The sequence below is a fragment of the Actibacterium atlanticum genome (assembly GCF_000671395.1).
In the GTDB taxonomy this organism is placed as follows: domain Bacteria; phylum Pseudomonadota; class Alphaproteobacteria; order Rhodobacterales; family Rhodobacteraceae; genus Actibacterium_D; species Actibacterium_D atlanticum.
The window spans coordinates 32,053-53,160 of sequence record NZ_AQQY01000002.1 but is presented as its reverse complement, the minus strand read 5'-3'; the positions used below and the strand labels follow the sequence as shown (position 1 = coordinate 53,160).

Here is a 21,108-nt window from a genome sequence, read left to right as displayed (position 1 = left end):
CCGCGTGTGCGGAAATGCTGTGGCAGGACAAACCCATCGATTGGCGCGTTTCGCGGCTCAAGGAAATGGGGTTTGGTGTCGGCCTGTGGAACTGGCCCGATCATGATTTGGACAAGCTCGAAGCGACGGGCGCCAACTTCACGATCATGAACGGGTATCTGCAAGGGCGGCTCTGCGACTCCGAGGGGGCGGATATGCTTATGGCATCGGCGCGGGAAACGGCGCAAGTTGGCAAGCGGCTTGGTGTCGACCGGCTGAACCTGCATGGCACAGGGCTTGGTGACGGCGGCATCCCAATCCCGCAGCATGGTGCTTTTGCGCCGGGTATGTTCGGGCGGGCCATCGATACGCTCAATGGTATTTGCGATATGGCCGAGGAAGAAGGGGTGACCTTCACGCTCGAAAACCTCAACCTGCTCGACCATCCGGGCTGCCCATTTGGCAGCACCGAGCAGGTGCTCGCGCTGGTCTCAACGGTCAACCGTCCGCAATTGCGGATCAATCTGGACCTTTATCACACCCAGATCGGCGAAGGTGACCTGATCCGATGGTGCGAGGCCTGCCTGCCGTGGATCGGTGAGGTGCAAGTGGCCGACAACCCCGGACGTTGCGAACCCGGCACAGGCGAGATCAACTATGCCGGCGTTGCCAAGGCGTTGCTCGACATGGGCTACAACGGCCCCGTGGGAATGGAAGCATTCGCGGCCAACGATCCCGAAGACGCACTGAACGCTTTCCGCGACGCTTTCACGATCTGAATGTCGTAGAAAACGCCGAAAACACCGGCGCGCCCGCCCTTTTTGCAAACTGGATTGCCGCAAAACCACCCGGTTTTGCGGCCCAAAGGCGTGTGTTTCACTGATCGCCCCACGCGATGGCTCTCAGCCACCTTCAAACACATGGCGGAACGCGCCCTCATGCGCCGCGCAAACCCTTGGTAAATATGGATAAATTTGGCTTCACCTGAAAGCGCACAGTCCTTGGACGGGTTTTCACCAACCTGATTGGTCAGCCCACGAAAACAGACGATCGCAACCCGAAAACAGCCTGAATAATCAAAGCCTTAACGGACATCTCAGTTGGACATTTGGGAATGGCGCGCTGGGGAGGATTCGAACCCCCGACCCCTTGATTCGTAGTCAAGTACTCTATCCAACTGAGCTACCAGCGCGTGGAGGCGTGATTTAGACCTGCAGCCCGGGCTTTGCAAGAGCTATTCGAAAGAAATCACAGACTTTCTTCAAGTTCGTTTGCCCCCTTGGGCAAGCGGATGGTGAAGGCAGTGCCGGTTTCGTCAGAATGCTCCAATTCCAGACGCCCACCGTGGCCGCGGATCAGCTCGGCCGAAATCGCAAGTCCCAGCCCGGTGCCGCCTTTGCGGATACCGCCCTGAAACGGCTGGAACAGAAATTCGCGCGCTTTGGGCGGCAGGCCGGGGCCGGTATCGCGGATGCGGATGATCCATTCATTGTCATCTTCGGCGGCCCCGATACAGATTTCGCCCGGCGCCCGGCTGGCGACAATCGCCTGTCGCGCATTGCGGATCAGGTTGGAAATCACCCGGAACAGTTGCTCAGGATCGGCCCGCAGCGTAAGCCCCGCAGGCACGTCTTCCGAAAAGCTGATGTCATGATCGCCCGCGGCCAGACGTTCGCTATCGACCACGTCATTGACCAGCAGCGACAGTTGCACGCGATCCAATGCTGGCGCGGGCTCTTCGGCCTTGCCAAAGGCCAGCGTGGTTTCGCACAGGTTCACCGCACGGCTGACCGACCGCACAATCTTGGGCGCGGCGCGCTGCACGGCCGGATCGTCTGACAGTTCCATGCGGTCGGCAAACAACTGTGCCGTGGTCAGGATATTACGCAGATCATGGCTGATCTTGGCCACCGCCCCGCCCAGCTGCGCCAGACGCTCCTTTTGCTTCAGCGCCCCGGTCAACTGGGTTTCCATGGATTTCAGGGCGACTTCGGCCTCGCGCAGTTCAACCAGCGTCGCCGAAGGCACGATGATCCTGCGCGCATCCTCGGGCGCCTGAGCATAGGCCTGCATGGCGCCGACAACGCCCCTGATCGGCTGCACCAGCAAGCGCCGCACGGCAAAGAACAGCAAACCCGCCGTGATGATCGAAATCACCAGCGACAACACCAAAATCCGCAAGCCATAGTCAATCATCGCCGCGCGCAGCGGCTGGCTCTGCATCGTGACCTCGATCAGCTGGCCGCCATCGCGTACCGGCTGGCCCAGCACCCGGATCACCCGTTCTTCTGTGTCCAGCAGGCAGGCCAATGCATCGCGCATCAACTGCCAGGCGGTCACATCACGCAGATCATAGCTTTGATAGATCGGTTGCGGCACGGGCGACGACAAGATCAGCTGACGCATTTCATCGCGCCTCAGAACAACGTTCAATACGCCGGCATTGCTCAACAGCTCGGCCTCCAGTTCGTCGTCGATCATGTCCTCGGCGGCCGAAGACGCCAACGAGGCAATCTGCGCCCGTTCCAGACGCAACAGCAGGTAATCTTCGCGGAACCGCGCAATAGAAGGCACAAAGATCAGCACTTCGGCCAGCATGACGAAAGCCACCGTCAGCATCAGGAACCGGCCGGAAAGAGAATTTAGTACCATAATGCCCGCGCGTTTAAGGGATCAGCTTCTGGACGGTGCGCACCACCCGCTTCACCCAAGGGTTTTCAAACAGCTTAGGGGAAAAATAGGCACCCGCGGCACGTTTGTTAAGCTCTTGTAAGGTCGGATAAGGCGCAACCATGTTGGCGACGGCGGTCATCTTTAGACCATTGGCAATGGCCATGGCCCAGGGCGCGATCAGTTCACCTGCTTGGGCACCTGCAATTCCGGCCCCTACCGGCTTGCCTTTGACCACCATCACCTTGATCAATCCGGCTGTTTTGCCCGTGGCAATCGCGCGGTCATTACCTGCGTAATCAAACCGCGCCACGGTCAGCTTGTCGCCATAAGTCGCGCGCGCCTCGGCCTCGGTCAGGCCGATCTGGGCGATCTCGGGGTCGGTATAGGTGGTGCGGGGGATGTGATCCTCGCGGGCTTTGCCGGGCAGGCCCATCAGAATGGATCGGATCACCACCCCGGCGTGATAGCCCGCCACATGGGTAAATTGCATCCCGCCCGCCGCATCGCCAATCGCATAAATGCGTTTGTTGCTGCTGCGCAGGTCAGCCCCCACCTTGACCCCGGCGCGCGTGGTTTCCACCCCTGCGGCCTTAAGGTTCAGTTTTTCCAACGCCGGTTTGCGGCCCACGGCCACCAACAGGTTGGAGCCCTGCACGTTGCGGCCATCGGCCAATTCAACCGTGATATCACCCGGCGCGCCTGACACCGACTGGGCGCCCTGCCCTTCGATGATCTCAACACCCTCGGCGCGCAGCTTGTCCAGCACCACGGCGGCCAGTTCCGAGTCATCGCGACCCAGCGCCTTGGCGGCCTCGATCACCGTAACCTTGCTGCCCAGCCGCACATGGGCCTGCGCCATCTCCAAACCAATCGGCCCGCCCCCGATGATAATCAGATGTTCCGGTGCCTCGCGCAGATCAAACAGGGTCTCGTTAGTTTCAAACGGCACCGTGTCCAGCCCCGGAATGGGCGGCACAAAGGGCGTTGACCCCGTTGAGATCACAAACCGGCGCGCCGTAATCACCGTATCGCCAGCCTCAAGTTCCGTTTCCGAAATGAACGTGCCATAGGCCTGAATGACCTTCACGCCCAAGCCTTCGAACCGCTCGACACTGTCATGGGGTTCAATGGTGGCAATGGTGGCACGGACATGATCCTTGGCGGCGGCATAATCCACCTTCGGCTCAACGCCAGCCACGCCAAAGGCATCGCCGCGCATCGCCTGCGCCTTGGCCCCGGCCGCCAGCAGCGCCTTAGAGGGCACACAGCCATAGTTCAGGCAATCGCCGCCCATCTTGTGGCCTTCGACCAACACGACGTCAGCGCCCATCTGTACGGCCCCTGCGGCCAGGGACAACCCGCCCGAACCCCCGCCGATGATGCACAAATCCGTTTTGATACGTTTCATGATTACAGCTCTTTCTTGCGGATGGCTTTGATCAGGATCGGCAGCGCCGCCAAAACCGCCAGCCCAAGGATCGGTCCAATGATATGAGGCTCGAATATAATGCCCAGATCAGGTGTTTCACCGCGGGCGAACACCTCGGACAAACCGGCCCCCACCGATGTATAAACAACCGTGCCCGGAATGATGCCCAGAAAGGTCGAGATCACGAACCGATGCAAAGGCACTTCAAGAAACGCCGGGATCAGGTTGGCCAGAAAGAAGGGCACCGCCGGCACCAGACGGATCAGAAACAACATAGACCACTGGTTCTCATCAATCCCGTCCTTGATGCGTTTCACCGCACCATCAGCGTTTTCAAGCTTGGCGCCCAGCTTGGCCCCCAGCCCCCAGCGCGCCGCCAGAAAGATCGCCGTCGCCCCCAACGTGGCACCAACCACATTGAACATCGCCCCCGGGAAGGTGGCAAACAGGAAACCTCCTGCCAATGTCACAATCGTCGCCCCCGGCAACGAAAACGCCACCACCAGCGTATAAATGGCCACAAAGCCCAGCACGCTCAGCACATAATTGGCATCGCGAAAGGCGATCAAAGCCTCTCGGTTATCTGCCAATGCCTGAAACGACAGATAGTCGCGTAACGTAAAGGCGCCAATCACCGCCACAACGCCGATGGCGATCAATGGCAGGACATGCGTCCCTCGGCTGCCCTGTGATGGCTGTGTCTGCGACATTTGCGCTCCTTTGCGTGGTTGTTGCAGCACAACATGCGCTACCCAAGCGCGCTGCAACAGGCCGATCACGGGCGCTTGATCCGGGGTGATCCAATATTGCAGTTTTCGACCGGGTCAGGGGGGTAATGTTACAGGAAGCCCAAGTTTTTTGCCGCATATGACGGAAATGTTGCGAGAATTACCCTCAGGCGAATTGACTTGGCGCTTTTGCGGCTCTAAAGACCGGGCTTCGAATAGCACACGCGCACGAATCCACCGGGGTTCAGGCGCATCATGACGGAGCCCGCGCGATGAAACGCACTTACCAACCTTCGAACCTGGTTCGCAAGCGCCGCCACGGCTTCCGTGCGCGCATGGCCACCAAGGCCGGCCGCAAGATCCTGAACGCACGTCGTGCCAAGGGTCGGAAGTCGCTCAGCGCTTAAGATCTCGCCGAAAGGCAATCGGACTATGACACCGCCGGAGGCTCATGTGACCGACCCAGACCGGGAAGGCGCGGAACAGCCCCCGGCGGTTTCCGTCTGTCTGAAGACCCTGCAAAAGCGGGCCGATTTCCTGCTGGCCGCCCGCGCGCGCCGTCAGGCCACCCCCGGCTTTGTGATACAGGCCCGCAAACGGGCCGAGGGCACGCAAACCCGTGTGGGGTTCACCTGTTCCAAGAAAGTCGGCAATGCCGTCGCCCGCAACCGCGCCAAACGCCGCCTGCGCGCGCTGGCACGCGAGGTGCTGGCCCAGCAAGGGAAACCGGGCTGGGACTATGTGCTGATCGGCCGCAAGGACGTCACCGCAACCCGCGACTATATGCAGATGGTGAAGGACCTGACCCGCGCCCTGCAAAAGCTGCACCCATGAGCCCCCTTGCCCATATCGTCGCCCTGCCCGTTCGCGCCTATCGGCTGCTATTTTCGCCCTGGGTCGGGCACGGATGCCGGTTCCAACCCACCTGCAGCGCCTATGCGCTGGAAGCGCTGGAAAAGCACGGCGCGTTCAAGGGGGCGTATCTGACGATCAAACGCATCGGCCGCTGCCACCCCTTGGGCGGCGATGGCTATGACCCGGTGCCCGATAAAGACACAGATTAACGCAGCAAACAGCTGGCCGGCCCCGTCGACAGCCCGACATAGCCGCCACCGCGATAGCCCGCACTGCGCTTGCGCAGGGTCGCTGTGTTCGGATCAGATGGGTAGTTCACCGTGAAATACTCGGTCCAGCCCCAGCTCGCTTCGCCGCCATGCGGCCGCAGGAAGGACTTGTCCTGACCACGCGACGCTGCCCCGCCATTGGCAAACAACGTGCCCTGCCAATTCACCACTACCTGATACAGGCTGGTACCCTTGCCGGCCTTATAGTCAAACAGATTCCCCCCGATCCGCCGGATCGCATGGGCCGTCATCACCAGATCTCCGATGGTTTTGTCTTCGATCCGCACGCCCCAGTCATCTGGCAACTTGCCACGGTAAGGACCGGTCAGGGACTGCCCGTCATAATATTCGCTGAACGTGCCGTTGGACTTAAAGCGCTTGGCCACCTTGTCATAATCGCGCATCCCTTCATCAAAGGCTTTCTTATTGTGGCTGGCGATGCCCCAATAGACGTAAGCCGTGGCCGCTGCGGCCACCGTGTCAGGCCAGCGGTCACTTTGCTTGGCCCCCCATTTCGTGAAATGCGAGGTTTTCCATAACGTATCCCCCCATTTCACCACCGCCTCGCGTTGGCCGGGCGCCCAGCCGCCCCGGTGGTCGACCACATTGACCGCAAGGGCGACGTTCTTCAGCAGAACCGAGGCCCAATGCGCCGGATTCGACCCAGACCCGTTCCAATCCTGCTTGGTATAGGCCTTGGCCTGCGCCAGAGCGGTCATTTCTTTGGCCAGGTTGCGCGCCTGAGTCGGGCTGGCCATGGCACTGGAAATGGCGCGGTTGAACCACTCCAACGTGTCATTCAGCTTACGTGTATGGCTGCCGCTGTGGCTGGTGCGGGTGATCACAAGCGCACTGGGCGCTTTTCCCACGGTCGAGCTACGGCAGTACCGGGTGCTGTTGTAGTTGAACAAAACCGCCGGTTTTCCGGTTTTCGTCAGCGCCTTAAATGCGCCGCTTGCGCCCGACCCATTCAGCGCAGCCGCATCTATCGGCGCCGAGAACCCTAGAACCGCGATCAATACTGCAATCAGTAAACGCATCTCTCCCCCTCCTAATATCTTTGTCGAATGGGGAAAGCTTAGCTCAGGTCGTTAAATTCACCTAATCCAGCCCTATAAGCGGCGATAAACGAACTCGGGCACGTCCAGCGGGTTGGTGTCCTGCACCAGCATCGCATCCAGCGCCGCGCGCCCGGGCGATTTGCGGCACACCGGATCGGTGGCGCTGGCGTCGCCCAGCACAGCCATGGCCTGACAGCGACAGCCGCCAAAGTCGATCTCTACCCGCTCGCAGCTTTGGCACAGGTCGGGCAGCCAATCGGTGCCGCGATAGGCATTAAACGCATCACTGCCGTACCAAATCTCTTTCAGCGGCTGCCTGGTGACGTTCGCAAACTCCAGATGCGGAATGGTTTCCGCTGCGTGGCACGGCAGCACCGTGCCATCGGGCGTCACATTCAACCCGGTCGAACCCCAGCCGTTCATGCAGGCCTTGGGAAAGTCCGAATAGTAATCAGGCGGCACAAAGTCGATCACCAGCTGGCCGCGCAGACGCTCAATCGCCTCGGCCACGGTGCCCTTGGCCGCGTTGACCTGCTCCAGCGACGGCTGCAACGCCGCGCGGTTCTCCAAAGCCCAGCCCTGAAACTGCACACAGGCGACCTCAATGCGGCGCGCACCAAGGCGCAGGGCCATGTCTAACGTCGCCTCCAGATCATCAAGGTTCTCGCGATGCATCACCGCGTTCAGCGTCAGCGGAAAGCCGATCCGCGCGATGTGTTCGGCCACATGCATCTTGCGGTCATAGCCGCCCTTATAGCCGCCAATCCGATCCGCGATCTGGGCCGTCACCCCTTGCAACGACAACTGAATATGATCCAACCCGGCGGCGTCCAGCGCCTCAAGCCGTTTCGGCGTCAACCCGATGCCCGAGGTGATCAGGTTGGTGTACAAACCCGCCTCCCGCGCGGCAATGACCAGATCAATCAGATCCGTGCGCGCCGCAGGCTCGCCCCCCGACAGGTGCAACTGCAACACGCCCATGTCGGCGGCTTGCCTGAACACATCGGCCCACTGGTCCGTCGTCAACTCGGCATCCTTGCCGATCAATTCCGTGGGGTTCGAACAATAGGGGCAGGCCAACGGGCAACGATGCGTCAGCTCGGCCAGCATGGCGATGGGAGGGTTAACCATGGGCGCACTCCACCAATCGCTTGTCAAACAGATCACCCAGATAGGCCAACACATCCTCAAGGATCATTGCCTTGGGCGCGTCGTAATCCTTGGCCAGACCTTCGGCGATCATATCGACCGAGGCCTGCCCATCCACGCGCCCCAACACCGCCTTGCCGATGTCATCCAACATCAACACCCGTTCAGGGCCCAACAAGACCTCAACCCCGCGCACGCGGTCGAACTGACAGCGCACCCCGCGCGGCAAAAACGGGATGTCCGAGGCCTTGATCACAGCAGCCCCTCACCGGGTTGCCACGCGCCGGGCGGAATGCGCCCCGGATCGACATAGGCCGAATGCAGCGCATCCAGCTGCGCCCACAAGACCTCGGTCTTGAAGGTCAGCGCCGCAGCGGCGGCATCCTGATCGCGTTTTTCAACCGCATGATCCAACACCCAGGCCAAACCAAAGGCCACATCCTTGGGGGCCTCTGTCAACCGATGCTGGAAATAGGACATGGTGGTGGGGTTGGCGAAATCATAATGCTCAAGCAACCCTGCGATGCGGTTCTTGTGAATGCCCGGCGCGAACAGTTCGGTCAGAGACGACGCCACCGCAGGCAACAAAGGCTGTTCGCGCACATAGCGCACATAGGCGTCCACCGCGAACCGGGTCGCCGGCAGCACCCCGCGCGCCGAAGACACATAGTCCGGGTCCAGCCCCACCCCTTCGGCCAGCTTCAGCCAACGCACGATCCCGCCGGTGCCTTCCTCGGTGCCGTCATGGTCCTCGATCCGGCTGCGCCAGATGCGACGCAGGTTCGAATCCTCGACCCGCGACAAAAACGCCGCATCCTTCATCGGGATACGCGACTGGTAATAATAGCGGTTGATCACCCAGGCGCGCACCTGATCCGGCGTGCAGCCGCCCGAATGTAGCAAATGGTGAAACGGGTGCTTGTCATGATACCGCTCGGCGCCGATCTGGCGCAGGCGGGCCTCAAAATCTTCGCGGCTCTGGGCGCCGTCACTCATGGGGTGATCTCCATCCCGTCAAAGGCAATCTGCCAACCGGCCTCCAGCACCTGCGCGCGCTCGGCGCTGTCTGGCTGCCAGACCGGGTTGGTGTTGTTGATATGAACATAGATCTTGCGGCATTGCAGCCCGGAAAGACGCTCTAGCGACCCACCGTCACCGTTCATCGCCACGTGCCCCATCCGCGCGCCGGTCTTTTTGCCGGTGCCGGTTTGCTGCATCTCGTCGTTGTTCCAGACCGTGCCGTCAAACAGAAGCGCATCCAGATCGGTAAACACATCCAGCAACCAGTCCGGCAGATCGGCACAGCCGGGCACATAGGCCACACGCTTGTCTGCGGTCTCCAGCATCAGCCCCACGGTCTGCTCGCCCACCGCTTTCAGATCCAGATCGTCGCCTTCCAGAAACAGCGCCACTTTGCCGGGCACCGAAAACGGCGTGATCGTCAGACCGGGCGCCGCTTCGAACGGCGTATCCAGCGCGATCCGGGTGCGATCAACAATCTGGCGATCCAGCACCTCAAACACCGAGTTGCTTTCCAGAATGTCCTGCCCGGATTGCGTGGCAAACACGGTAAAGGCGGTTTTTTCGCGCAGGGTCAGCAGGCCAACAATGTGATCAATATCACCATTGGTCAGCACCACCGATGAAATCGGCGTGTCGCGCAATGTTTTCGGATGAAGCTGCGGGATACGTTGCAGCTGACTGCCAATATCGGGCGAGGCATTCAGAACCGACCAGTTCTGGCCATCAGCGGATACAGCAATCGACGATTGGGTTGAAACCGGAATCAGGCCCGCACGGGCATCTGAGCAGTTTTGGCATCCGCAGTTCCATTGGGGCAGCCCCCCACCGGCGGCCGCCCCAAGGACAACAATGTGCATGTTGATCAGACGTTAGATTACGTCGCGATCCGCGCCACGGTCGTCATCTTCACCGGGGCCGTACATGTTGATTTCCATTCCGCACTTGATCTCGCGGGCGATAGGTTTGTTCCAGGACATGATGTTCCTCCCTCATGCTAACCTCAAAAGACTGACCGCACGGCGGGTTTGAAACAACATAGACTTTGGTCGGGGCGCTGGCGGGTGCATTTCGCATATGCATGGAATGTGCATCGGATGTGTATGGGTTGTGCATGCGCCCTTTTTGCGCTGCTGGCCCGGCGTGGGGCGCCACAGGCCTTAATCCGCCGCGCGGCCCTTGCCCGCTTGGCGCAACAGCAGTAAAGCCCCTTTCATGCTTGATGATTCTGATGATATCCACCCGCTGTTTCACGGCGCACCCTCGACCACCGAGTTTAAAAAGCTGCGCAAGCGAATCGTGCGCCACACCCGCGAAGCCATCGAGCAATACGGCATGATTGAACGGGGTGCGCGCTGGCTGGTCTGCCTGTCGGGCGGCAAAGACAGCTATACCCTGCTGGCGATTCTCTATGAGCTGAAGTGGCGCGGCTTGTTGCCCGTCGATCTGCTGGCCTGCAACCTTGATCAGGGCCAGCCGGGTTTTCCAGCAACCGTTCTGCCCGCGTTTCTGGAAAAAATGCAGGTGCCGCATCGGATCGAATACCAAGACACCTATTCAATCGTGATGGATAAAGTCCCCGAAGGCCGCACTTTTTGTGCACTCTGCTCTCGGCTAAGGCGCGGAAACCTTTACCGTATTGCGCGAGAAGAGGGCTGTTCGGCCGTGGTACTGGGCCATCATCGCGACGACATTCTGGAAACCTTCTTCATGAACCTCTTTCATGGGTCTCGTCTGGCCACCATGCCGCCCAAGCTGGTCAACGAAGAGGGTGATTTGTTTGTCTATCGTCCGCTGGCGCATGTGGCCGAAGCCGATTGCGAAAAATTCGCCACCGCGATGAACTATCCGATCATTCCCTGCGATCTTTGTGGTTCGCAGGACGGCTTGCAGCGGCAACAGGTGAAGATGCTGCTGGACCAGTGGGAGTCCAACCACCCCGGACGGCGTCAAAAGATGTTCCGCGCGCTGATGAACACGCGCCCGTCGCATCTGCTGGACCCCAAGATTTTCGATTTTGCCGGTCTGATGCGCAGCGACCCGGACGAAATTATCGAAAAATCTAATGAAATTCCGTCCTTGCGTTAACTCGCCAAACAGAACCTTTCCATAGCGTTCGCTGCAGTAGGCAATCTTGCCAAGAACTGACTAAGGACGCTTTGCCGATGCCCCGTGCCGCCGGCCAGAACCTCGCCCGCATTCGTGCGGCTATGAAAACCGCCTTGGGGCTGCCGCAAGGTCTGGCTTTTCTGCCAGCCCTGACTCTGGCGGCATTTTGGCTGGGCGGGGAACACGCGCTGCTTGTAACAGCGTTAATTTTTCCGTTGCTTGTAACGGTCTTGAGCCACCACTCCTCAGCGTCAACAGCGCCTGAAATTGAACGGGACCCGCTGACCGGGCTTGCCAACCGTGAAACGGTCGTTGCTTCTCTGGGCCGTTCTTTCAGAAATAAGGAACCTGCCAAACGCAAGACCGCCGCAATTGTGCTTTCGCTTCAAGGCATTGACGATCTGGGGGATCGCTTCGGCTCTGCCGCCGTAGAGCTTGCCCTTGAACGTGTGTCTGAACGGCTGTCGACCATCTTGCGCGACGAAGATGTCCTGGCCCGCATTCAAAGCCGCTACTTTGCAATCGCCCTTTCTGCTGCGCGGCGCACCGATCTGGAAGCCGTGCTGCAAATCACCGGACGCCTGCAAGAAGCCGTGCGCGAACCCATCTCGCTGGAAACAGCGACGGCATATTTGTCATCCTCCGCCGGGTTTTGCCTGCAGGATCGCGCCCCTGCTCCGGATGGTGAAGAAATGCTGAAAGCCGCCGAAGTTGCCATGCGCGAGGCCGTGCATTGCGGCCCTGGAGCGATTCGCGCCTTCTCCGCCGAAATGCAGGAGGCCACAGCACTGCGTCGTGATCTTGCCGAAGAAATCACCCATGCCCTGAACGCTGGCCAGATCGTGCCTTGGTTCCAGCCGCAAATCTCGACCGACACCGGTGAAGTGACCGGGTTTGAGGCCCTTGCCCGCTGGGTCCACCCTGCGCGTGGCGTGATATCCCCCGGCACTTTCCTTGCTGCGATTGAACAGGCCGGGCTCAGCGAACAGTTAAGCGAGCAAATGCTGTTCCATTCCCTTTCCGGCTTACGCGCCTGGGACAATGCCGGAATCCGCGTGCCTTCGGTTGGGGTGAATTTCTCGGGCGCGGAACTGCGCAATCCCAAACTGATCGACAAAATCAAATGGGAGCTTGACCGCTTTGACCTGACGCCAGATCGCCTGACGGTCGAAGTTCTGGAAACCGTTGTGTCACACAGCCGGGATGACATTATTTCGCACAATATCGCTGGCTTGGCGAAACTTGGTTGCGGTGTGGATCTTGATGACTTTGGCACCGGGCACGCTTCGATCTCGTCGATCCGCGGCTTTACCATCCGGCGGCTCAAGATCGACCGTTCCTTCGTCACCGATCTGGATCAGGACCGAGAACAACAAGATATGATCGCAGCCATTCTGACCATTGCTGAGCGCTTGCATCTGGAAACGCTGGCTGAAGGCGTGGAAACTGTGGGAGAGCACGCGATGCTGTCACAACTGGGATGCGGCCACGTTCAGGGCTATGGCATTGCGCGTCCGATGCCATTTGAAGACACGATTGCGTGGATGCGCCAGCACGCCGCCAAGTTGGAAAAGGCGGCCGAGTTGGGCCGGAAGGCAGGATAACCCGGCCCGGGCGGGCGAAACGGGGTAAAATGGCTTGACCTTCGCCTCTAGCTTCTGTTGAACCACCCTCACCTTTCCAAGGAGATGGCGGCCTCAGATGGACGATCAGAATAAGAACCTAATCCTCGCTTCCGTGCTCAGCTTTGTGGTGATCCTCGTGTGGTTCCTGCTGTTCCCCCCCGAGGAGCCCCAGCAACTGACTCCCGAGCAAGCTGCCGCCGAAGGCAACCTGCTGCCCCCGGCCGCCGACGCGCCCGTGGCGCAAGCCGCCACCACGGCAGAACCGGCGCCCCAACCGGCGCAGACTGCCGCACGCATTGATATTGATACACCGCGACTTGCTGGCTCCATCTCGACCATGGGTGGGCGCATCGACACGCTGTCGCTGAAGGACTATCGCCAGACCCTGGCTGAGGACAGCGACACCGTTCAGGTTCTCAAGCCTCAAAGCGCCGACTATGCCTATTTCGCCCTTTATGGCTGGGCGCCGGGTGGCGATCTGGGCTTCGAAGACGTCCCGGGGGCCAATACCATCTGGACCGTGGAAAGCGGCGCCAGCCTGACCACCTCGACCCCGGTCATCCTACGTTGGGACAATGACAAAGGCCTGACCTTCCGCCGCACGATCAGCGTGGACGAAAACTTCATGCTGTCGGTCACCCAGTCTGTACGGAACAACAGCGCCGCAGGCGCCCGTCTGGCCCCGTATGGCCGGATCGAACGCCATGGCGAACCCGATGACTTGAAAGGGTTCTTCATCATCCATGAAGGTGCCATTCGCCAAACCGGCGAAGAGCTGACCGAGCTGAACTATAAGAAGCTGCGCAAACTGGATAATGACGCCCGCTGGGGCGCCAATGCCGACGTCGAGGAAGTCGCCGGAAACGGTTGGATCGGCTTCACTGACCACTATTGGATGACCACGCTGATCCCGCAAAACGATCAGCCGTTTACCTCGGTGATGAAATACAATTCGGCGCAGGACATCTATCTGACCGAAGCTCGTATGCCGACTGTTGATCTGGCCGCTGGCGCCAGTGCCGAAGTCACCACCCGCCTGTTCGCCGGTGCGAAAGAATGGGAAACCATCAAATCGTATGAGGCGGAAGACGGGATTTACAACTTCGTCAACTCGATTGACTGGGGCTGGTTCAGCTTCCTGACCAAACCGATTTTCCGCCTGTTGCACATGCTGAATGGCATGATCGGCAACATGGGCTGGGCGATCATCGCCCTAACGCTGATCATCAAGGCCGTGCTGTTCCCGCTGGCGTACAAATCCTATGTCTCGATGGCGAAGATGAAAGAACTTCAGCCCGAGATGGAGAAAATCAAAGAGCGCACCGGCGACGACCGCCAGAAGCTGCAACAGGAAATGATGCAGCTGTATAAGAAGGAAAAGGTCAACCCGGCGTCGGGCTGTCTGCCGATTCTGTTGCAGATTCCGATCTTCTTCTCGCTCTACAAGGTGATCTTCGTCACCATCGAACTGCGCCATGCCGAATGGATCGGCTGGATCAAAGACCTTTCGTCGCCTGACCCCAGCTCTATCCTGAACCTGTTTGGCCTGCTGCCCTTCGCCACCCCCGGGCCCGAATCGATCTTTGCGATCGTATCGCTGGGCGTGCTGCCGATCCTGCTGGGCATCTCGATGTACCTGCAACAAAAACTGAACCCGGCCCCCACCGATCCAACGCAAAAAATGATCTTTGCCTGGATGCCCTGGGTGTTCATGTTCATGCTGGGCAGCTTTGCCTCGGGTCTGGTGGTCTACTGGATTGCGAACAACACAATCACCTTTATCCAGCAGTACACGATCATGCGCAGCCAGGGTTATAAGCCTGACGTGCTGGGTAACATCACTTCGGGCTTGAAGCGTTCGTCCAAGGAAGACAAGTAATGCCAGCTCTGGCCCAAATCTGGCGCCACCCCATCAAAGGGGTGGGTGCCGAGGAATTGGGCCAGATCACCTTGTCTGAAAACCGCCCCTTACCGTTGGATCGTGCTTGGGCGATCTTGGCGTCAGGAACCGAGGACACCGGGGAATGGCAACGGTGCGGCAACTTTGCGCGCGGCTGTTTGGGCCCGTCCCTGATGGCCGTAACCGCGGTTGTCGATGGTGATCTGATCACCCTCAGCCACCCGGATCAGTCCGACATCACCGTGAACCCCGAAACCGATGCGCAGGCTTTGGTCGATTGGGTCGCGGCGATCTATGACCCCGAACGCCCTGCGCCACATACTTTGGTGAAGGCTCCTGAAACCGGGATGGCAGATGCGGCGTTTCCCTCCGTGTCGATCCTGGGCCGGGCCTCGCTGGACGCTTTGTCGGAAAAGGCGGGCCATGCAATGGATCCGCGCCGGTTCCGGGGCAACCTGTGGCTTGATGGGCTGGCCCCGTTCGAAGAACTGGGCTGGGTTGGCCGCACCCTGCGCATCGGCGATACCGAACTGCGTGTCGACGAAAAGATAGACCGCTGTCGCGCGACCGAAGTTGACCCCAACACCGGTCTCCGCGACACCAACACGCTGCAACTGCTGCGCCAGCACTGGGGCCATATTGATTTCGGCGTCAAAGCCGTCGTCACCAAAGGCGGCGACATCGCCACCGGTGACAAGGTCGAGGTAATCTGATGAAACCGCTCCCCTTTCCCATCGTTGAACAGCCGGACGCCGCAAGCCTAGAACGCGGCCGCAAGCTTTTTGCTGGTGAAACCGACTTCCTGAAAGGTGTGGTGGCCATGGATGGCCTGCCCCCTGCAGACCGGCTTGAAGTGTGCTTTGCCGGGCGTTCGAACGTCGGCAAATCCAGCCTGATCAACGCCCTGACAGGGCGCAAAGGATTGGCGCGCGCCTCGAACACGCCGGGGCGCACGCAAGAAATCAACTATTTCACCACACTGGGTGGCCCTTTTCTGGTCGACCTGCCCGGCTATGGTTATGCCGAAGCCCCCTTGCCCGTGGTCGAAAAGTGGCAACGTCTGCTGAAGGCCTATCTTTCTGGCCGCCAGACCCTAAGACGGGCCTTTGTTCTGATTGACGCACGCCACGGGGTAAAAGCCGTGGACGAGGAAATCATGGCGCTTCTGGACAGCGCGGCGGTGACGTTTCAGGTGGTTCTGACCAAGGCCGACAAGGTCAAAGCCAAGGATCGCGACAAGGTTTTGAACCAGGTTCGTGCAGCGCTTTCAAACCATCCTGCCGCTTATCCGGAACTTGTGGTGACCAGTTCGGAAAAAGGCGACGGCATCGCAACCCTGCGCGCGATCATTGCCGGGATCGAATAGCCCACAGCAAATGCCCTTGGCACAAGCCGCCAGCTGTTTTACCACTCCTCAACCCGAGGACCAAAAATGAAGACACAAAGCATGCACCGCGATTGGATCGCCACCGCCCAGACCCTGTCCAAAGCCCTGCCCTTTATGCAGCGCTATGAAGACGCGACCGTCGTAGTAAAGTTCGGCGGCCACGCGATGGGTGATGACGAGCAGATGGCCAGTTTCGCCCGCGATATCGTGCTGATGCGTCAGGTCGGGATCAACCCCGTGGTCGTGCATGGCGGCGGGCCGATGATCAACGAAATGCTGGACAAGCTTGAGATCAAATCCGAGTTCGTGAACGGCAAACGCGTGACGGATGCCGCCACCGTGAAAGTGGTGGAAATGGTTCTGTCGGGCCTTGTAAACAAGCGGATTGTGCAAGCTATCAGCAGTCAGGGAGGCAAGGCCGTGGGCCTGTCGGGCAAAGACGGCAACCTGATGTTCTGCGAACAAACCAACCCCGATCTGGGCTTTGTCGGCACCCCGACGGAGATGAACACCGATGTGCTGCGCAAGCTGTTTGAGGCCGAGATCATCCCCGTGATCGCCCCCTTGGGCATGGGCCGCGACGGTGAAACCTTCAACGTCAACGGCGACACCGCAGCCGGTGCCGTGGCCGCCGCGCTTGAGGCCGATCGCCTGTTGTTGCTGACGGATGTGGCTGGCGTGAAAGACGCGCAGGGCGAAGTTCTGACCGAAATCACACCCGAGCAAATCCGCGCGCTGACCGAAAGCGGCGTAATCGCTGGCGGCATGATACCCAAGACTGAAACCGCGCTGAATGCAATAGAGGGCGGCGTGCGCGCCGTGGTGATTCTGGACGGGCGCGCACCGAATGCCTGCCTGCTTGAGCTATTCACAGAGCATGGCGCAGGGTCGTTGATCCGTCCGCAACGCTGAAAGATTGTGTCGGCGCGCTAAGCTGTGCAAAGATGACCGGGAACACGGAAGTCCTTGGTAAAACCGCATCATGAGCCTGCGCCTGATACTTGTCCGACATGCCAAGTCCAGCTGGGACGACCCTGCGCAGACGGATCATGATCGCCCGTTGAACCGACGTGGTCAAAAATCCGCGCCCTTGGTTGGAAAATGGCTGGCAAGCAATGCCCACATTCCGGCCGAGGTGGTCAGCTCTACGGCGCGCCGCACTCTGGAAACATGGGAGCGCATCGCCCCTGCCTTTCCCGACACAACCCTGATGCGACGCGACCCGCGGCTCTATCATGCGCATGTTGCGACGATGCTATCGGTTTTGCACGGCTGTGCCGCGTCACCCGTTATGATGTTGGGCCACAATCCGGGTATTGGAGAATTTGCCGAACGTCTGCTGGCCAATGCCCCCAAACACCCCCGTTTTCGGGATTATCCGACCTGCGCCACGCTGATCGCCGAGTTCGACATCGCCGATTGGGCCGAGCTAAAGCTGGGCACGGGGCGCGCATTGGACTTTGCGGTTCCTGCCGATCTGGCATGAAAAAACCCGGCGCAAGGGCCGGGTTTTTCAGCTTCTTGAACTTAGTTCAGTGACCCAAAATCTGGCTTAGGAACAGCTTGGTACGTTCCGATTTCGGGTTGTTGAAGAACTCTTCCGGTTCGTTCTGTTCCACGATCTGGCCCTGATCCATAAAGATCACGCGGTTGGCCACCTGACGGGCAAAGCCCATCTCGTGCGTCACGCAAAGCATGGTCATACCCTCTTCGGCCAGTTCGATCATGGTGTCGAGCACCTCTTTGATCATCTCTGGATCAAGCGCAGAGGTCGGTTCGTCAAACAGCATGATGCGCGGCTTCATGCACAGCGAACGCGCGATGGCCACACGCTGCTGCTGACCGCCCGAAAGCTGGCCGGGGAACTTGTTGGCCTGATCCGGGATCTTGACCTTTTCCAGGAAGTGCATCGCCGTTTCCTCGGCTTCCTTCTTGGGCACTTTACGCACCCAGATCGGCGCTAGCGTGCAGTTCTCAAGGATCGTCAGATGCGGGAACAGGTTGAAGTGCTGGAAGCACATACCAACTTCTGACCGGATCTTGTCGATGTTCTTAAGATCCGAGGTCAGCTCGGTTCCGTCCACGATGATGCTGCCCTGTTGGTGCTCTTCCAGACGGTTGATACAGCGGATCATGGTGGACTTACCCGACCCCGACGGCCCGGCGATCACGATGCGTTCGCCTTTGTGGACGGTCAGGTTGATATCGCGCAGCACGTGAAACTGCCCATACCATTTGTTCATATTGACGATTTCAATCGCGACCTCTTTCGAGACTTGCATCTTGGAGCGGTCGATTTGACGTTCTACGGCTACATCAGACATGAAAGCCTCCTTTTAGCGGTGTCCGGTCTGAAGCTTACGCTCCAGCGACATGGAATAACGGGACATGGAGAAACAGAAGATCCAGAAGACAATCGCGATGAAGCCGTAAAGCTCCCATACGATGCCGTTCCAGTCACTGTTGGATCGAATTGCGTTCGAAATCCCAAGCGGGTCGTTCAACGCCACGATGGAAACCAGCGTGGTGTCTTTGAACACCGAGATGAAGTTCGACACGATGCCGGGGATCGAGATCTTCAGAGCCTGCGGCAGGATGATCTGCCGCTGCGCCTGCCAATAGGTCAGTCCCAGCGCATCCGCAGCCTCGTACTGGCCCTTGGGCAGGGCCGCCAGACCACCCCGGATCACCTCGGCGATATAGGCTGCGGTGAACAAGGTCACCAGAACCATCACCGCGACCACCGGGTCAAGGTTGACCGAACTGGGCAGGAAATACTTCAGCAGGATCGTCGCCACAAAAATCAAGGTGATCAGCGGCACACCGCGAATGATCTCGATAAAGCCGGTCGACAACTTGTTAACGATAAACAGGTTCGACTGACGCCCCAGCGCGAGGAAAACCGCGATCGGAAGAGAAGCCACAATGGCCACGATCCCGATGGTGATCGACAACACAAAGCCCGAGATTTCACGTGAGGGCACTGGTTGCAATTCAATCGGGGCAACAGCGTTCAAACCGCTTGAAACCGGTGACATGGCAAAGAACACCAGCACACCTAAAACCAGCAACGACGCGGGTATCGCGATCAGGCTTGAGACTTCTTTTGCGACGGCGCGATAGGCGAAAACCGCCGCAATGATGCAAAGCGCCAATGTCAGCGGCCCCCAGATCGACCCGCCCCAGATCAGCCAAGGATACAGGAAGATCGACGCGGCTGTTGCGATATACAGCCCGCGCGGCAGGTTGGGATAGAGGATCGGCGACAGCGCCAACAGGATCAGGGCGAGGCCCACTATCGGGCGCCAATAAAGACCTTCATGCAGGTTCCCGAAAGAATACCCAAAGATCAATTGATCCCAACGGTCCGTAACCACCGCCCAACAGGCGTACTCGCGACCATCCGCATAGCGTTCGGCGAACATGGCGCGACATTCTGTCAGCGACCCTGCATCCCAGATGCCAAACAGGACCCATGGCAGAATATTTGACAGGATAAGCGCCAGAAAGCCCAGGGTGAGGAGTGTCAGGATCGAATTGCCAACCGACGAGAACAGGTTCTCACGCAGCCAACCCTGCAAGCCGACACTTGACGCAGGTGGCGTCTTTTGTGGCAGCATTTCGGTGCGAACAAAGGAAAGTGTATTAGACATTCTTACCGCTCCACCAATTTGACGCGCGTGTTGTACCAGTTCATCCCAGCCGAGATCAGAAGTGAAATGGTCAGGTAGATCGCCATCAGCATCAAGATTGCCTCCATTTCGCGACCGGTCTGGTTCAGCGTGATACCGCCCAGGGTAGACACCAGATCCATGTAGCCGATGGCGACAGCCAGCGAACTGTTCTTGGTCAGGTTCAGGTACTGCGAGATCAGCTGCGGGATAATCACCCGCAATGCCTGTGGCAGGATCACAAGGCTCATGGTGCGGCCCGGACGCAGGCCCAGCGCGAACGCCGCCTCGGATTGCCCCTTGCTGACGGACTGGATGCCCGAACGCACGGCTTCAATGATGTAGGTCGTCGTATAGAGCGTCAGACCCAGCCAAAGACCGATCAAGGGGGCGCTCATATTGACGCCACCTTTGAAGTTAAAGCCTTTCAGCTCGGGTTTGCCGATGTGAAAGCCCATGGCAAGCAGCGCGGCCAACAACGGCACAACGATGATCGCAACGTTCGCCCAAGTTGTATCGGGGCGATCCCCGGTTTCCACCTGAATGCGGTTCGCGCGGGCGTTGTTCCATCGCGCAGCATAAACACCACCGAACAGGACAACGAGCAGGACCAGCAGCTCGATGCTCATGTTAAAGATGCCAAGGTTCAGGTCGCCCAGCGGGCGGCTAAACAGAGGTTCGGGCAGGTAAATCCCGCGATTGGTCACCGCAACCGAGTCATTCAGCAACATCGACGCCGTGGCGTTGTCACCCCGGAAGTCACGCGGTTGTGGGGCGATGGCCGTGATGGTGAACATGCAGACGAAAATCCACAGCAACACGGGGATGTTGCGGAAAATTTCGACGTAGACGGCAACAAGCCGCGATACCAACCAGTTGTTGGACAGGCGCAACACGCCGCCAATAACACCCAGAATGGTCGCGGCAACGCAGCCCATGAAGGCCACCAGCAAGGTATTCAACAGACCAACCAGAACGGCGCGTCCGTGACTGTCTGTGGATTTATAGTCAATCAGTCGCTGGCTGATGTCATAACTGGCAGTGTCGCCAAGAAAATCAAACCGCAACGGCTTGCCCAGGGCGGCCAGGTTGGTGGCGGCGTTGCCTGCCAGCCAACCCAATGAACCCAGCACCATAACAAGCACAAAAATCTGGATCGTGATTCCGCGATATCGGGAATCGTAGAGCAACATGGAGAACTTGAAGCTCTGCTTGGGGGGGGAAGTCATATCAGACATAGATCACCTTTGCGT

Annotated in this window: 23 protein-coding genes and 1 tRNA gene; 11 read left to right on the top strand and 13 right to left on the bottom strand. The window is 59.2% G+C overall.

Going from position 1 to position 21,108, the window contains the following annotated elements:
• Positions 1-14 precede the first annotated feature (14 nt).
• On the top strand, positions 15-758 hold the full coding sequence (locus ATO10_RS04235; RefSeq protein WP_238323386.1) for a TIM barrel protein: 744 nt from the start codon (positions 15-17) through the stop codon (positions 756-758).
• Between the two features lie 336 nt (positions 759-1,094).
• Here the strand turns inward: ATO10_RS04235 and ATO10_RS04230 are convergent.
• The 4 genes from ATO10_RS04230 to ATO10_RS04215 all read right to left on the bottom strand — a co-directional run bounded on the left by ATO10_RS04230 (position 1,095) and on the right by ATO10_RS04215 (position 4,791).
• A tRNA-Arg gene (locus ATO10_RS04230) sits at positions 1,095-1,171 on the bottom strand.
• A gap of 56 nt (positions 1,172-1,227) precedes the next feature.
• On the bottom strand, positions 1,228-2,631 hold the full coding sequence (locus ATO10_RS04225) for an ATP-binding protein (protein WP_035248573.1): 1,404 nt from the start codon (positions 2,629-2,631) through the stop codon (positions 1,228-1,230).
• 13 nt (positions 2,632-2,644) lie between these two features.
• Complete coding sequence (locus ATO10_RS04220; RefSeq protein ID WP_035248571.1) at positions 2,645-4,060, bottom strand: dihydrolipoyl dehydrogenase family protein; 1,416 nt, start codon at positions 4,058-4,060, stop codon at positions 2,645-2,647.
• A 2-nt stretch (positions 4,061-4,062) separates the two neighbouring features.
• Positions 4,063-4,791, bottom strand: coding sequence for a TVP38/TMEM64 family protein (locus ATO10_RS04215; RefSeq protein WP_035248569.1), 729 nt, complete (start codon positions 4,789-4,791; stop codon positions 4,063-4,065).
• 290 nt (positions 4,792-5,081) lie between these two features.
• On the opposite strand from ATO10_RS04215, the gene rpmH reads away from it, so the two are divergent.
• Genes rpmH through yidD form a run of 3 tightly spaced genes read left to right on the top strand, consistent with a single transcriptional unit; the run spans position 5,082 to position 5,873 of the window.
• On the top strand, positions 5,082-5,216 hold the full coding sequence (gene rpmH, locus ATO10_RS04210) for a 50S ribosomal protein L34 (RefSeq protein WP_008331438.1): 135 nt from the start codon (positions 5,082-5,084) through the stop codon (positions 5,214-5,216).
• A gap of 25 nt (positions 5,217-5,241) precedes the next feature.
• Positions 5,242-5,643: a ribonuclease P protein component gene (rnpA, locus tag ATO10_RS04205; RefSeq protein WP_035248565.1), complete on the top strand. Its 402-nt coding sequence runs from the start codon at positions 5,242-5,244 to the stop codon at positions 5,641-5,643.
• On the top strand, positions 5,640-5,873 hold the full coding sequence (yidD, locus tag ATO10_RS04200; RefSeq protein ID WP_035248562.1) for a membrane protein insertion efficiency factor YidD: 234 nt from the start codon (positions 5,640-5,642) through the stop codon (positions 5,871-5,873). The genes rnpA and yidD overlap by 4 nt, the downstream gene beginning before the upstream one ends.
• On the opposite strand, the gene ATO10_RS04195 is transcribed toward yidD, so the two are convergent.
• The 6 genes from ATO10_RS04195 to pqqA all read right to left on the bottom strand — a co-directional run bounded on the left by ATO10_RS04195 (position 5,870) and on the right by pqqA (position 10,143).
• A complete protein-coding gene (locus ATO10_RS04195) occupies positions 5,870-6,973 on the bottom strand; it encodes a hypothetical protein (RefSeq protein ID WP_035248560.1) in 1,104 nt (367 codons plus the stop codon). The genes yidD and ATO10_RS04195 overlap by 4 nt on opposite strands.
• Positions 6,974-7,045: 72 nt before the next feature.
• Positions 7,046-8,125, bottom strand: coding sequence for a pyrroloquinoline quinone biosynthesis protein PqqE (gene pqqE, locus ATO10_RS04190; RefSeq protein WP_035248557.1), 1,080 nt, complete (start codon positions 8,123-8,125; stop codon positions 7,046-7,048).
• On the bottom strand, positions 8,118-8,399 hold the full coding sequence (gene pqqD, locus ATO10_RS04185) for a pyrroloquinoline quinone biosynthesis peptide chaperone PqqD (protein WP_035248555.1): 282 nt from the start codon (positions 8,397-8,399) through the stop codon (positions 8,118-8,120). Before pqqD ends, pqqE begins: the two co-directional genes overlap by 8 nt.
• The gene (gene pqqC, locus ATO10_RS04180) at positions 8,396-9,139 is read right to left on the bottom strand and encodes a pyrroloquinoline-quinone synthase PqqC (RefSeq protein ID WP_035248553.1); all 744 of its coding nucleotides are present in this window, start codon (positions 9,137-9,139) and stop codon (positions 8,396-8,398) included. The genes pqqD and pqqC overlap by 4 nt, the downstream gene beginning before the upstream one ends.
• Complete coding sequence (gene pqqB / locus ATO10_RS04175; RefSeq protein WP_035248551.1) at positions 9,136-10,023, bottom strand: pyrroloquinoline quinone biosynthesis protein PqqB; 888 nt, start codon at positions 10,021-10,023, stop codon at positions 9,136-9,138. The genes pqqC and pqqB overlap by 4 nt, the downstream gene beginning before the upstream one ends.
• A gap of 12 nt (positions 10,024-10,035) precedes the next feature.
• Positions 10,036-10,143, bottom strand: a complete 108-nt coding sequence (gene pqqA / locus ATO10_RS04170; protein WP_035248549.1) for a pyrroloquinoline quinone precursor peptide PqqA — start codon at positions 10,141-10,143, stop codon at positions 10,036-10,038.
• 235 nt (positions 10,144-10,378) lie between these two features.
• On the opposite strand from pqqA, the gene ttcA reads away from it, so the two are divergent.
• The 7 genes from ttcA to ATO10_RS04135 all read left to right on the top strand — a co-directional run bounded on the left by ttcA (position 10,379) and on the right by ATO10_RS04135 (position 17,670).
• Positions 10,379-11,251 (top strand): tRNA 2-thiocytidine(32) synthetase TtcA, encoded by an 873-nt coding sequence (ttcA, locus tag ATO10_RS04165; RefSeq protein WP_035248547.1) that lies wholly within the window; start codon positions 10,379-10,381, stop codon positions 11,249-11,251.
• Positions 11,252-11,328: 77 nt separating this feature from the next.
• Complete coding sequence (locus tag ATO10_RS04160) at positions 11,329-12,876, top strand: putative bifunctional diguanylate cyclase/phosphodiesterase (protein WP_035248545.1); 1,548 nt, start codon at positions 11,329-11,331, stop codon at positions 12,874-12,876.
• Positions 12,877-12,973: 97 nt separating this feature from the next.
• Positions 12,974-14,776 carry a membrane protein insertase YidC gene (gene yidC / locus ATO10_RS04155; protein WP_035248543.1) on the top strand — a complete coding sequence of 601 codons (1,803 nt, stop codon included), beginning with the start codon at positions 12,974-12,976 and terminating at the stop codon, positions 14,774-14,776.
• Positions 14,776-15,510 (top strand): MOSC domain-containing protein, encoded by a 735-nt coding sequence (locus tag ATO10_RS04150; protein ID WP_035248542.1) that lies wholly within the window; start codon positions 14,776-14,778, stop codon positions 15,508-15,510. Before yidC ends, ATO10_RS04150 begins: the two co-directional genes overlap by 1 nt.
• Entirely contained in the window at positions 15,510-16,163 is a 654-nt protein-coding gene (yihA, locus tag ATO10_RS04145; protein WP_035248540.1) for a ribosome biogenesis GTP-binding protein YihA/YsxC, read from the top strand. Before ATO10_RS04150 ends, yihA begins: the two co-directional genes overlap by 1 nt.
• Positions 16,164-16,229: 66 nt before the next feature.
• Positions 16,230-17,096, top strand: coding sequence for an acetylglutamate kinase (gene argB, locus ATO10_RS04140; RefSeq protein ID WP_081806424.1), 867 nt, complete (start codon positions 16,230-16,232; stop codon positions 17,094-17,096).
• Positions 17,097-17,166: 70 nt separating this feature from the next.
• Complete coding sequence (locus ATO10_RS04135) at positions 17,167-17,670, top strand: SixA phosphatase family protein (RefSeq protein WP_035248537.1); 504 nt, start codon at positions 17,167-17,169, stop codon at positions 17,668-17,670.
• Positions 17,671-17,716: 46 nt separating this feature from the next.
• On the opposite strand, the gene ATO10_RS04130 is transcribed toward ATO10_RS04135, so the two are convergent.
• The 3 genes from ATO10_RS04130 to ATO10_RS04120 are packed head-to-tail and all read right to left on the bottom strand — an operon-like array spanning position 17,717 to position 21,093.
• A complete protein-coding gene (locus ATO10_RS04130; protein ID WP_035248535.1) occupies positions 17,717-18,508 on the bottom strand; it encodes an amino acid ABC transporter ATP-binding protein in 792 nt (263 codons plus the stop codon).
• A gap of 12 nt (positions 18,509-18,520) precedes the next feature.
• A complete protein-coding gene (locus tag ATO10_RS04125; protein WP_035248533.1) occupies positions 18,521-19,837 on the bottom strand; it encodes an amino acid ABC transporter permease in 1,317 nt (438 codons plus the stop codon).
• A gap of 2 nt (positions 19,838-19,839) precedes the next feature.
• On the bottom strand, positions 19,840-21,093 hold the full coding sequence (locus ATO10_RS04120) for an amino acid ABC transporter permease (protein ID WP_035248532.1): 1,254 nt from the start codon (positions 21,091-21,093) through the stop codon (positions 19,840-19,842).
• Between the last annotated feature and the right edge of the window lie 15 nt (positions 21,094-21,108).

Coding starts and splice junctions, on each gene's coding strand:
- ATO10_RS04225 (WP_035248573.1), bottom strand. CDS start 2,631: ATGGTACTAAATTCTCTTTCCGGCCGGTTCCTGATGCTGACGGTGGCT.
- yidC (WP_035248543.1), top strand. CDS start 12,974: ATGGACGATCAGAATAAGAACCTAATCCTCGCTTCCGTGCTCAGCTTT.
- ATO10_RS04160 (WP_035248545.1), top strand. CDS start 11,329: ATGCCCCGTGCCGCCGGCCAGAACCTCGCCCGCATTCGTGCGGCTATG.
- rpmH (WP_008331438.1), top strand. CDS start 5,082: ATGAAACGCACTTACCAACCTTCGAACCTGGTTCGCAAGCGCCGCCAC.
- pqqE (WP_035248557.1), bottom strand. CDS start 8,125: ATGGTTAACCCTCCCATCGCCATGCTGGCCGAGCTGACGCATCGTTGC.
- ttcA (WP_035248547.1), top strand. CDS start 10,379: ATGCTTGATGATTCTGATGATATCCACCCGCTGTTTCACGGCGCACCC.
- ATO10_RS04150 (WP_035248542.1), top strand. CDS start 14,776: ATGCCAGCTCTGGCCCAAATCTGGCGCCACCCCATCAAAGGGGTGGGT.
- pqqB (WP_035248551.1), bottom strand. CDS start 10,023: ATGCACATTGTTGTCCTTGGGGCGGCCGCCGGTGGGGGGCTGCCCCAA.
- ATO10_RS04220 (WP_035248571.1), bottom strand. CDS start 4,060: ATGAAACGTATCAAAACGGATTTGTGCATCATCGGCGGGGGTTCGGGC.
- ATO10_RS04130 (WP_035248535.1), bottom strand. CDS start 18,508: ATGTCTGATGTAGCCGTAGAACGTCAAATCGACCGCTCCAAGATGCAA.
- ATO10_RS04120 (WP_035248532.1), bottom strand. CDS start 21,093: ATGTCTGATATGACTTCCCCCCCCAAGCAGAGCTTCAAGTTCTCCATG.
- pqqA (WP_035248549.1), bottom strand. CDS start 10,143: ATGTCCTGGAACAAACCTATCGCCCGCGAGATCAAGTGCGGAATGGAA.
- argB (WP_081806424.1), top strand. CDS start 16,230: ATGAAGACACAAAGCATGCACCGCGATTGGATCGCCACCGCCCAGACC.
- pqqC (WP_035248553.1), bottom strand. CDS start 9,139: ATGAGTGACGGCGCCCAGAGCCGCGAAGATTTTGAGGCCCGCCTGCGC.
- ATO10_RS04125 (WP_035248533.1), bottom strand. CDS start 19,837: ATGTCTAATACACTTTCCTTTGTTCGCACCGAAATGCTGCCACAAAAG.
- ATO10_RS04235 (WP_238323386.1), top strand. CDS start 15: ATGCTGTGGCAGGACAAACCCATCGATTGGCGCGTTTCGCGGCTCAAG.
- rnpA (WP_035248565.1), top strand. CDS start 5,242: ATGACACCGCCGGAGGCTCATGTGACCGACCCAGACCGGGAAGGCGCG.
- ATO10_RS04215 (WP_035248569.1), bottom strand. CDS start 4,791: ATGTCGCAGACACAGCCATCACAGGGCAGCCGAGGGACGCATGTCCTG.
- ATO10_RS04195 (WP_035248560.1), bottom strand. CDS start 6,973: ATGCGTTTACTGATTGCAGTATTGATCGCGGTTCTAGGGTTCTCGGCG.
- yihA (WP_035248540.1), top strand. CDS start 15,510: ATGAAACCGCTCCCCTTTCCCATCGTTGAACAGCCGGACGCCGCAAGC.
- yidD (WP_035248562.1), top strand. CDS start 5,640: ATGAGCCCCCTTGCCCATATCGTCGCCCTGCCCGTTCGCGCCTATCGG.
- ATO10_RS04135 (WP_035248537.1), top strand. CDS start 17,167: ATGAGCCTGCGCCTGATACTTGTCCGACATGCCAAGTCCAGCTGGGAC.